Source organism: Gluconacetobacter tumulicola (assembly GCF_014174215.1).
GTDB lineage: Bacteria > Pseudomonadota > Alphaproteobacteria > Acetobacterales > Acetobacteraceae > Gluconacetobacter > Gluconacetobacter tumulicola.
Map to the genome: position 1 here is coordinate 15,225 of NZ_JABEQL010000032.1, position 11,148 is coordinate 26,372.

Below are 11,148 nucleotides of genomic sequence, written 5' to 3' on the forward strand. Positions count from 1 at the left end.
CACAGGCCGCCCGTTCCTACGTTACGGACGCGGACTGGAAATTCCTCCGGGTTTGCGGGCAGCATCCACCATTGATCACCGCCCGTCCCGAAGCGACGCCACGTCGACCCTCCGCGGGGCAGAGAGGAATTGGACCGTTTCGCATGACTTCCCGAGTAATCTCTCCATTACCCGAACAATCGCGGCCTGCCCGTGCCCGGCTTCCATGGGCCAGTGTCGCGGGGTCGGCCGTCGGCTATGCGATGGACGGCTTCGATTTCCTGCTGCTTGGCTTCGTCATGCCCTCCCTGGTCAAGGATCTTCACCTTGACATGGTACAGGGCTCCTGGCTGGTCACCGCCACGCTGCTGGGCACCGTCGCCGGCGGGCTGGGCTTCGGCCTGCTGTCGGATGCACTGGGTCGGATTCGTGTCCTGGCCATCAGCATCCTTGTCTTCGCCCTTTTTACCGGCCTGTGCGCCTTCGCGCATTCCTATGCCGAATTGCTGGCCTGTCGCGTGGCCGCAGGGGTCGGACTGGGCGGAGAATTCGGGATCGGCATGGCGCTGGTGGCCGAATCCTGGCCGCCGGCCTATCGCGCCCGGGCCTCGTCCTATGTCGGCCTCGGCTGGCAGGCGGGCGTCTTTCTCGCGGCGATCTCCACCCCGCTGCTGCTGCCGCTGATCGGCTGGCGCGGCATGTTCCTGCTCGGCGCGGTTCCGGCGCTGGTCGCGGTCTTCATCCGGCGCGGCTTGGCCGAACCGGCGGGCAGCCCGCGCCCGGCGGCCTCCGCCCGACCGGGGCTGTCATTGCGCCCCCTCCTGGGCAGCGCGGCCGCGCGGCGCACCGCGCTCGGCATCCTGGTTCTCTGCTCGGTTCAGAATTTCTGTTATTATGGCGTCATGATCTGGCTGCCGAACTATCTGGCGGGCCATTTCGGATATACCCTGACCCGCACGGGACTGTGGACGGCCACGACCGTCCTGGGCATGGCGGCGGGCATCGCCTCCTTCGGCCACGTGGCCGACAGGCTGGGGCAGAAAATCGCCTTCCGGACCTGGATGTGCGGCGCCGCGATCATGGTCGTCGTCTATTCCCAGATGACCACGCCGCCGGGCCTGCTGGTCGCGGGCGCCGCCATGGGCTTCTTCGTCAACGGCATGATCGGCGGCTACGGCGCCCTGATCAGCGATTCCTACCCCGCGACCATACGCGCCACCGCCCAGAATCTCCTGTTCAACGGCGGCCGGCTGGTCGGCGGATTCGGGCCGGTGGTGATGGGCGCACTGTCCGTCTCGTGGGGAATCGGCAGGACGATCGCCGTCCTCTCGATCCTCTATCTGATCGATATCGCCGCGCTGGCCCTGATCAGCGACACGCAGGAGACACCGGCATCATGACCGTCCCTTCCGGCCGCCATCCCCGTCCCGTCGACGAAATCGCGACCATCGTCAGCCATGACCTGGTGAACCGCGAATATCGGCACATGACGGTGCGGGGAAGCGCCGCCCTGGCCGCGGGCATGCCCGGCCAGTTCTACCAGATCGCCTGTTCGCCGGCCCGCGCGGACATCCCCTATCTGCGCCGCCCGTTCAGCCTGTACGCCGCGCGCCCGGACGATGCGGAAATAGAATTCCTCTACAAGGTGACAGGCGAAGGCACGCGCAGCCTGGCCCTGATGGCGCCCGGCGACCCGATGCGCATCCTCGGCCCGCTGGGACATGGCTACCGCCTCGCCCCGCACTGGAAGCATGTGGCGGTGGTGGGGCGCGGTGTCGGCCTGGCGACCCTGCACCCGCTGGTCGCCGCCGCGCACGCACGCGGCATCGGCGTCACGCTCATCGTTTCGGCGCGCGACGCGGCGCTGGTTCCGCCCCTGCCCACGGGTCCGGACGGGATCGAGATCCATGTCGTGACCGACGCGGCCGGGACCAGCGACCCGGCCCGGGTCGAGGCACTCCTGCGCGACCTCGTCCGCCAGGGGCGCTGCGATGCCTTCCTGACCTGCGGTTCGGCGCGCCTGCTGCGGGTGCAGCAGACACTGGCCGCCGAATACGGGCTGGACGGCCAGGTGGCGATGGAACAGCAGATGGCCTGCGGCCTGGGCATGTGCTTCTGCTGCGTCCGCGATTTCCGCGGTGCCGGCGGCATCGTTCACAAGCGGGTCTGCTGGGACGGCCCGGTCTTCGACCTGATGGACGCCGTGGCATGATCGACATGCAGGTCTCCATCGGCGGGTTGCGCCTGAAGAACCCGGTCATGCCCGCCTCCGGCACCTTCGCCGAAGGGCTGGGCGACGTCTTCGACCTCGACCGGCTCGGCGCCCTGGTCCTCAAGACCATCACGCGCGCCCCCCGCACCGGCAACCCGCTGCCGCGCGTCGCGGAGGCCACGTCGGGCATGCTGAACGCCATCGGCATCCCGTCGGCCGGCGCGCGTGATTTCCTGCACGACCACCTGCCGCATTACCGGCGGTGGAAGGCCCCCCTGGTCGTTTCCATATCCGCCCCCACCGCCATGGCATTCGCCGAACTGGCGGCCATGGTCGACGTACCCGGCATCGCGGCGATCGAGGCCAATATCTCCTGCCCCAATCTCGAGGCGGACGGCAGGGCGTTCGCCATGCATGCCGCCGGCACCGAGCGCGCCGTCCGCGCGGTGCGCCGCGCCACGCGGCTTCCGCTGTGGGTCAAGCTGTCGCCCAATGTCGGCGATATCGCCGAGATCGCCCGTGCCGCCCGCGACGGCGGCGCGGACGCGCTGGTGGTGGCCAACACGGTCCTGGCCATGGCCATCGACACACGGACCTTCCGCCCCAGGCTCGGCAACGTCATGGGCGGCCTGTCCGGGCCCGCCATCAAGCCCATCGTCCTGCGCCAGGTCTATCAATGCGCGCGCGCCGTCGACCTGCCCATCATTGGCTGCGGCGGCATCGCGACCGCCGAGGACGCGGCCGAATACATGCTGGCCGGCGCCACGGCGGTACAGGTCGGCACCGCCACCTTCGTCAACAGCCGCGCGATGATCGAGATCCTCGAAGGGCTGGAACGGTACGGCGCCGCCCACGACCTGGCCCGCATCGCGGACCTGACGACATCAGGCCTCTTTCCGTCCACCGTCCACAAGGACGCCTGACCGATGAACGCTACCCCGACCCGCATGCCGCATGGTCCGGCCCCCTCCCTGTTCGCGGGCGCCCCGGCGCTGGCCCGCCGCCTGTTCGCCGAATTGCAGGCGGCGGGGAGCGACGGGGTCGGGATCACGCGCCGCAGCTATGGCGACGGCGAAACCCGCGCCATCGAGATCATCGAGGCCCATGCCCGTGCCTACGGCCTGGAGACGACGCGCGACGCCGCGGCGAACCTGGTCGTCACGCTGCCGGGCCGGGACCCCGACCAGCCGGCGATCGTCACCGGATCACACATGGATTCGGTGCCCCAGGGCGGCAATTACGACGGCGCCGCCGGGGTCGTCGCCGGTCTGGTCGCAATGATCTCGATCCGGCGGGCCGGCATCGTACCACTCCGCACGATCCGCCTGCTGGGCCTGCGGGGCGAGGAAAGCGCGGAATTCAGCGTGCCCCATCTCGGCTCCTCGGCCCTGTTCGGGCAGATCACGCCCGGGATGCTCGCCTTGCACTCCAGCGACGGACAGGCGGACCTGGCCACCTGCATGGCGCGCGTGGGCGCCGACCTGGCGCGGGTGTCGCGCGGCGACAGGCTGGTGGATCCCGCCGGCATCGCCTGCTGGCTGGAACTGCATATCGAACAGGGGCCGGTCCTGGAGGCACAGGACCAGGCGGTGGCCGTCGTCAGCGCCGTGCGGGGCAATGTCCGCTACCCGTCGGTCACCTGCACGGGGCAGGCCGGACATGCCGGGGCGGTCCCCCGCGCGTTGCGGCATGACGCGGTCCTGGCCACCTGCGCCATCCTGTCGAAAATGGAAACAGCTTGGGAGAGCCTGCTGGAACAAGGCCACGACCTCGTCATGAATGCGGGGCGCTGCCAGACCGATGCTGCGCGCCATGCGATTTCACGCATTCCCGAACAGGCATCCTTCTCCTTCGAATTCCGCAGCCAGTCCGAAAAGACGCTGCGCCTGTTCGACGACCTGTTCCAGCAAACCTGCCGGACCGTCGCCGCCGCGCGCGGGGTCGCGGTCGAGACGGGACCATGCAGCACCGTGCAGCCCGGGGTGATGGATGCCGGATGGCGCGAACGACTCTGCGCGATCATGGTCGATCTCGGCATTCCCCCGGCCACACTCCCAAGCGGCGCGGGCCATGACGCGACGATCTTCGCCCGGGCCGGCATTCCTTCGGCCATGCTGTTCGTCCGCAACCAGCATGGATCGCACAATCCGTGCGAATCCATGGAAATCGACGATTTTCTCACGGGTGTGGAGGTCCTTCTCCACGCCCTCCTCAGCCCGCCGCCCTGACGGGCCGGCGGCGCCCCCTCGCAATCATTTCGTTCCGGGACAAATACGACATGAACAGGCAATGTTTTCTGTATCTCTCGCTCTCCCTGCTGATGACGACATCCCTGTCGGGGCTGGCGCAGGCGGCGACGGCCAGGAAGCACGCGGCGAGCGCAAAGGCCGCGCCACCCCCCGCCCAGCAGCCGGCACCGGCCTCCACGCCCCTGCCCGCCGCCCGGACCGTGCCCCATCCCGCGCCGCGCCCCATGCAGGCCGAGGAAATCCGGGTGGTCCACGGCACCAATGCCGGCCAGGGCGCCCTCGCCACGACCACGGAAACCCACAGCACGACATCGGTCGTGATCGTCTCGGGCGCCACGCTCATGAAGACCGGCGCAACCAACGTCATGGAGGCGCTGGCCCAGAGTTCCCCGTCCATCACCTCGCCGCCGCTCGGCGCCACGGGCAGCAACGCCCTGGTCCAGACCATGCAGCTTCGCGGCCTGTCGGCTGACGACACGCTCATCCTCGTCAATGGGCATCGCCGGCATATCGGGGCCAATTTCAACCCCAATGCCGGCCCGAACTGGGGCACCGAACCCACCGACATCGCGCTGATCCCGATCTCCGCGATCGACCATATCGAGGTCATCACCGAAGGTGCGACCGCCCTCTACGGCCAGGATGCGATCGCCGGCGCGGTCAATATCGTCCTGAAACAGGGCACCGACGGCGGCACGATCAATTTCAAGAACAGCGGCTTTTACGCCGGGGACGGCCAGGCGCTGGACGGATCGGCGCATTACGGCATGGCGGTCGGCCAGCGCGGCAGCTTCAACATTTCCGCCCAGGTCACGCATCAATTGCCCACCAACCGCAGCGGCCTGTTCAACGGCACCCTCTATCCCGCCCTGGCCGGCGGCGTGCCCGACCCCCGCAACGCGACCGACAGCCGCGACGTGCAGCGGATCATGGGCATTCCGAAATCCACGATGGAGACGATCAGCGCGGTGACGAACCTGCCCGTCACGAACACGATCAATCTCTACAACACCTCCACCTTCTCCCACCGCGCGAGCCATGTCGCCCTGACCTACCAGTCGGCGGCGTCGTCCCTGACCACCCCGGCGCTGTGGCCCAACGGCATGCTGCCCTATCTGGGCCTGGACCAGTATGATTTCGAGACCGATACCGGCTTCAAGGGCACGCTGGGCGGCTTCGCGTGGGACGTCTATACCAACTTCGCCCGCGACCAGCAGGATTATTCGACCATCCACACCAACAACATCACGCTCGGCACCATGAGCCCGACGGATTTCGATGACGGCGCCTCGATCGTCTCCGAACTGACATCCGGCTTCCGGGCCTCGCGCGCATTCGCGACCGCGCTGCTGCCCCGGCCGATCAACCTCGATTTCGGTTTCGAATACCGGCATGACACGTTCCAGATGACCGAGGGCGAATACGGCTCGTGGTACGGCCGCGGCGCCTCCGATCACGCGGGCAACCAGCCCTTTGCCGCGACGAACCAGAATCGCGACGTCTATGACGGGCACGTCAATCTCGAATTCTACCTGACGCCCAAATGGGAATGGACCATCGGCGGCCGCAGCGTCAGCTACAACAACCTGGCGACCATCGAAACCGGGTCGGTCGGAACACGCTATAATTTCTCGAAGCATTTCGCCGTCCGGGCCAGCTTCAACACCGGCTATCGTCCGCCCACGCTCGGACAGCAATATTTCTACTACAACGCGCCCTTCGCCGGTTATTCCCAGGACCAGCTCCCCAGCAACAGCGAAGCCGCGCGCGCGCTGGGCGGCGGGCCGCTCAAGGGCGAATATTCGCGCAATTACAGCATCGGCTTCGAGGCCTCGCCGATCGAGAACATGCACCTCATCGGCAATCTCTATTACATCGCGATCAACGACCGCCTTGCCAGCACCACCGCGCTGGGCGGACCGGCAGTGGCCAACATCCTCAGCCAGGCCGGGCTGGGCGGCGTGACCTATGCGTCCTATTACACCAACCCCGTCAATACCCAGACCTATGGCGGCGATTTCAGCCTCGACTACCTGTGGAACACCGGACGCTACGGATCGTTCGATTTCCGCGTCGGCGTCAATTTCTCCGACAACGAAATCCGCAGCTACAACAAGACGCCGGCGGTCCTGAAAAATCTCGGCCTGCAAAGCTTCAATACCTATGCCGAGGAAATCCTGCTCCATACCAGCCCCAAGAACCGGGAAAATCTCGATATCACCTGGAAATATGGACGCTGGTCGATCTTCGCGCAGGAACAGCGCTATGGCTCGACCCTGTTCCTGCCGTCACCCGCCCTGCCCGGCGTATCGGAAAATCCGGCGATGCTGACGAATCTCGAAGTGTCCTACCGCATCCTGCCGCGCTGGGCCGTCGCCGTCGGCGGACGCAATATCGGCAACAAGTACCCCACGCGCGTTCCCTACGCCATCCGTGGAAAATTGCAGAACCAGTCGCTTTATTCCTATTTCGGACCCTATGGCTTCAGCGGCGGCATGTATTACGTCCGCACGTCGCTCGATTTCTGAAGGGCGCGCATCTCGACCGTAGCCGCGCCGCACGCCGCGATGAAATCCTCGTCGTGCGAAGCAAACAGCACCATCCTGTCGCACCCCGCCCGGCGCAACAGGATGGCGAGATGGTCGCGGGCCTCCGGGTCCAGGCCGTTCGAAGGCTCGTCCAGCAGCAGCACGGGGGGCGTCGCGATCCAGGCCGCGCAGACCAGCATCTTCTTGCGCGTGCCCAGCGACATCGCATCGAAGCGCGTGCGCAGGTGCCGCTCCAGCCCGAACGCGCCGACCATGGCCGCGACCTCCGGGCCGATCGCAGCCCGCCGCGCGGCGGCGACGAAACGCAGCAGGTCCTCGCCGGTCATGAAAGGATAGACCGGGCTTTCATCGGGCACATAGGCCAGGCGCCGCCTGGCCTCCTCGGGCGCCCGTGCCAGGTCGATCCCGTCGACCAGGATACGCCCGGCCTCGATCGGCCGCGCACCGGCCAGCAGGCGCAGCAGCGTCGACTTGCCGATGCCGTTCTCGCCCCGCAGGGCATGCACCCCCGGCCCGAGATCCAGGCCCAGCCCCTCGAAGATCGTGCGCCCGCCGGCGGTGGCCAGCAGCCCCGCGCAGGCCAGACGGCCGCCGCCGCTCATCGCGACACCGCCGCGATCGCGGCGCCCGACCAGCCGGCGGCCAGCACCAGGCTGAGGACCAACCGATGGCGCCCGCCACGCAGCACCGGCCAGCGCAGCGCCACCAGCAGCGCCTGTCCCGCCACCGCCAGCCCGGCAGACACCGCCAGCAGGCCGCGCCCCTGCGGCCGGAACAGGATCGCCAGCGGCACCAGATTGACCAGCATCAGGAACCCCGTATCGCGCAGCGGCCAGTAGCGCGGCGGCAGCGGCAGCGCGGCCAGATAGGGCGCCGCCGCCCGATGCGCGTCGGACAGGGTGCAATACAGGCCCGCCAGCAGCAGGCCGGTCGCCGCCACCGCCACGATCATGGTCGGGATCGCCCGCGTGTCGAAATCGAACAGCTCGACCAGCCGCGCGCCCCCCATGGCCAGCCCGACCGCCGCACCGATCCGCAGCACGGACACCACCGGCCGATCCGCCAGGATTCCGCACTGGACCCGCAGCGCGGGCGCGACGATCCGCCGGCGATCGAACATCACCGCCCCCGGCCCGGTACGCCCGCGCCTCCATCGCCCACCCAGCCCCGCCGGACAGCCGCCGACCCCCGCCACGGCCACTGCGAGCGCCACCGCCAGCAGGCACCAGCGCGCCGGTGGCGATGCGGCATCCAGCCCCATGGCAAGCAGCAAGTCACCCATCGCCACCCCACCGAGCGGCAACAGCCGCCGGGTGACGACGGCATGTTGCGCCAAGGCCGCCAGGCCCAGCACCGCCAGGAAGCCGCACGCCCGATACGCCCCATCCGCGAGCACGGCCGCCCGTGCGGCGGCCAGCCCGGCCACGGGCAGCAGCGGACCATTGGCGACCGCCAGCATCGTGGCCTCGACGGCCTGCCGGATGGGGCGCGACACCGGCAGGGTGGCCACATAGCCCATGAACGCCCCACCCGACACCGCCCGCCGCTGCGGCATGATCCACAGCATGGCCGCCAGATCGATCACCACCGCCAGCAGGGCATGCCCCGCCATCCCCACGCCGGGCGCAACCACCGCCCCCAGCAGCACGGAAAATTTGAGAAAGGGTGCGACGATCGGCGCCCCCGGCACCAGCAGGGTTGCCAGCAGCGCCCATTGCCAATGCCGTGCCAGCAGGTCGCGGCCGAGCCGGCCGTACCATTCCAGACGCAGGCGTGCCAGACGACCATACATGCCGCGTTCCCCTCCCCGATCTCCGTCAGGCTGGCCCACCGGCCGGCATGGCGCAATTGACCCACAGTACCCGGCTTTCGCCGTCATGCGCGTTCATGAAACGATGCGGCCGGGAACTGGCAAAGCGAAAACTGTCGCCGGCCTCCAGCAGCATGTCCCGATCTTCCACCACCAGCGTGATCCGGCCTTCCAGCACCAGCCCTGCTTCGACGCCCTCGTGGGTGTACAGATCGTCGCCCGTCGTGCTGTCCGGCGCCAGCGTTACCATGAACATCTTCAACGGAGCCTCATCCTGCGGCGTCAGCAGCCGCTTCGTGATTCCGTTCTTCAGCATTACCGGGGGCCGGCGCGTGCGGCGAACCATGATCGGGTCCGGCGACGCCATCCCGGACTGGTCGAGAAAATCCCCTGGCGAGGCCTGGAGGATTTCCGCGATCCGGATCAGGTCGCGCACCGAGGGCGAGGACAGGCCGCGTTCGATCTGGCTCAGATGCCCGACCGAAATGCCGGCCTGGTCCGCAATCCGTTGCAGGGACAGCTCCAGCGCCTTCCGCCGCTGACGCAGGTGCCGCCCCACGGCACCATCCGGATTTTCCATGCATCGCCTTCACTGGCTGGGTGGTCAGCCCGTCCGATATAGCGGGTTTTTTCACGAGCGTGAAAAATTTCTTGCCGGCCCATCATATCGGTCCTACAACAATCTGGACAATCCAGCCATTGTTTGCGTCCCGATGCCCATCCGGCACACAGCATGGAAGGGTCTGCGGAATCACGTCCGGAGTAGCGCGCCCATGTCAGACCGCCCGGCTTGCAGATCCGCGATCACCCGCCGCGATTTCACCAACGGCATTGCGGCCACAACGACATTGGCCAACGCCCTTTTCGGCGTAGCCTTTCCCTCCGTCGCCTCCCCCGGTCCGGCCATTTTCTGAGCCGGATGCCCCCGTACCCGGGCCGGGCGGCGCCCGGACAACGGAAAGGACAAGACGTGGCGCCAGGCAGCATCGACTCCACACCGGCGGCATCGCTGCGCATTCGCCATATCACCATGATCTCGCTCGGCGGCGTCATGGGGGCGGGTTTCTTCATCGGCTCCTCGGGCGCCATCGCCATGGCGGGGCCGGCGGTACTGCTGTCCTATGCCTTCGCCGGCATCCTGATCTTCTTCGTCAACCTGATCCTGTGCGACCTGCTGGGCCGCACACCCCATCGCGGGTCCTTCGTCAGCCAGGTCGGCCATATCCTCGGCCCGCGCTACGGCTTCGTCATGGGCTGGACCTACCTGCTGGTCTGGATCACCACGCTGGCGGCGGAAATCATGGCCGCCGCCTCGCTCCTCGCCCCGCTGGTGCCGCTACCCTACTGGCTGCTGGAACTGCTGGTGCTGGGCAGCATGACCGCGCTCAACCTCGCCTCGGTGCGCGGGTATGGCGAGACCGAATATTGCCTGTCCTTCACCAAGGTCGCCGCCGTGGTGATCTTCATCCTCATCGGGGTGATCGCGCTGGCCACGGGCCACCATGTGCCCCACGCCGCGTTCCTCGGCGGCAGCCTGTTTCCCCACGGCGGCGTGGCCATTCTCAGCGCGGTGCCCATCGTCGTCTTCTCGATGGCCGGCACCGAGATCGGCACCATCGCGGCGCTGGATTCCGACCAGCCGAAGAAGAACATCGCCCGCCTCGCCCGCACCATCGCCATCCGCCTGCTGGGCTTCTACCTGTCCTCGATCGCCGTCATCCTCTGCCTGCTGCCATGGCAGAGCATCGCCCCCGGCCATTCGCCCTTTCTCCAGGTGCTGGACGCGCTGCATATTCCCTTCGCCGATACGCTGATGACCATCGTCATCCTGGCGGCCGTTCTCTCCACGCTGAATTCCGGCCTCTACGCGTCGTCCCGGATCCTGCGCGATGTCGCCCTCGCCGGAAACGCGCCCGCCACGCTCAGGGCCACCGCCCCGGCCAGCGGCATTCCGCACCGGGCCATTCTGTGCGTGGCCGCCGCCAGCGCCGCCGTCGCGGCCTCGGCCATCCTTTCGCCCACTCTGGTCTTCGCGTTCCTGATCAGCGTCGTCGGCGTCTTCATCATCGCGGGCAACATGATGATCGTCCTCGCCCGGCTGTATCTCGTGCGTGACGGGCGCCGGGCCGCGCTCCTGACCCTGGCGGGCCTCGCCGCCGTGCTCGTCGCCATGGCGGTCGATCCGCATGCCCGCCACGAACTCGCCCTCGGCGTGGCCGCGATCGGCGGTATCCTGGGGCTGGAGCGGATCGTGTCCGCCTTGCGCCGGCGGGCGGGAGAAGGTCGGGCTCCGCCCGAACCCGCAAGGGGCCAGTCGGCCCCTTGACCCCAAACGAATGGATTCCAAAG

9 protein-coding genes are annotated in these 11,148 nt (G+C 67.9%); 6 read left to right on the plus strand and 3 right to left on the minus strand.

Going from position 1 to position 11,148, the window contains the following annotated elements; all coding sequences use genetic code 11:
• The first annotated feature begins 143 nt into the window (after nucleotides 1–143).
• From HLH29_RS16815 to HLH29_RS16835, 5 genes are read left to right on the plus strand one after another with little or no spacing between them, the layout of a single operon-like run.
• Nucleotides 144–1,379, plus strand: a complete 1,236-nt coding sequence (locus HLH29_RS16815; protein WP_182968538.1) for an MFS transporter — start codon at nucleotides 144–146, stop codon at nucleotides 1,377–1,379.
• Nucleotides 1,376–2,191 carry a dihydroorotate dehydrogenase electron transfer subunit gene (locus tag HLH29_RS16820; protein WP_182968539.1) on the plus strand — a complete coding sequence of 272 codons (816 nt, stop codon included), beginning with the start codon at nucleotides 1,376–1,378 and terminating at the stop codon, nucleotides 2,189–2,191. Before HLH29_RS16815 ends, HLH29_RS16820 begins: the two co-directional genes overlap by 4 nt.
• Nucleotides 2,188–3,114: a dihydroorotate dehydrogenase gene (locus HLH29_RS16825; RefSeq protein ID WP_182968540.1), complete on the plus strand. Its 927-nt coding sequence runs from the start codon at nucleotides 2,188–2,190 to the stop codon at nucleotides 3,112–3,114. The genes HLH29_RS16820 and HLH29_RS16825 overlap by 4 nt, the downstream gene beginning before the upstream one ends.
• Nucleotides 3,115–3,117: 3 nt before the next feature.
• The gene (locus HLH29_RS16830) at nucleotides 3,118–4,419 is read left to right on the plus strand and encodes a Zn-dependent hydrolase (protein ID WP_246374359.1); all 1,302 of its coding nucleotides are present in this window, start codon (nucleotides 3,118–3,120) and stop codon (nucleotides 4,417–4,419) included.
• A 50-nt stretch (nucleotides 4,420–4,469) separates the two neighbouring features.
• A complete protein-coding gene (locus tag HLH29_RS16835; protein WP_246374360.1) occupies nucleotides 4,470–6,968 on the plus strand; it encodes a TonB-dependent receptor plug domain-containing protein in 2,499 nt (832 codons plus the stop codon).
• Here HLH29_RS16835 and HLH29_RS16840 read toward each other — a convergent pair.
• Genes HLH29_RS16840 through HLH29_RS16850 form a run of 3 tightly spaced genes read right to left on the minus strand, consistent with a single transcriptional unit; the run spans nucleotide 6,941 to nucleotide 9,379 of the window.
• Nucleotides 6,941–7,591, minus strand: a complete 651-nt coding sequence (locus tag HLH29_RS16840) for an ABC transporter ATP-binding protein (protein ID WP_182968541.1) — start codon at nucleotides 7,589–7,591, stop codon at nucleotides 6,941–6,943. The two genes, HLH29_RS16835 and HLH29_RS16840, sit on opposite strands and share 28 nt — an antisense overlap.
• Nucleotides 7,588–8,781 carry a hypothetical protein gene (locus HLH29_RS16845; RefSeq protein WP_182968542.1) on the minus strand — a complete coding sequence of 398 codons (1,194 nt, stop codon included), beginning with the start codon at nucleotides 8,779–8,781 and terminating at the stop codon, nucleotides 7,588–7,590. Before HLH29_RS16845 ends, HLH29_RS16840 begins: the two co-directional genes overlap by 4 nt.
• 25 nt (nucleotides 8,782–8,806) lie before the next feature.
• Nucleotides 8,807–9,379, minus strand: a complete 573-nt coding sequence (locus HLH29_RS16850) for a cupin domain-containing protein (RefSeq protein WP_182968543.1) — start codon at nucleotides 9,377–9,379, stop codon at nucleotides 8,807–8,809.
• Nucleotides 9,380–9,769: 390 nt separating this feature from the next.
• Here HLH29_RS16850 and HLH29_RS16855 point away from each other — a divergent pair, with 390 nt between their 5' ends.
• Complete coding sequence (locus HLH29_RS16855) at nucleotides 9,770–11,125, plus strand: amino acid permease (RefSeq protein WP_182968544.1); 1,356 nt, start codon at nucleotides 9,770–9,772, stop codon at nucleotides 11,123–11,125.
• Nucleotides 11,126–11,148: the final 23 nt, after the last annotated feature.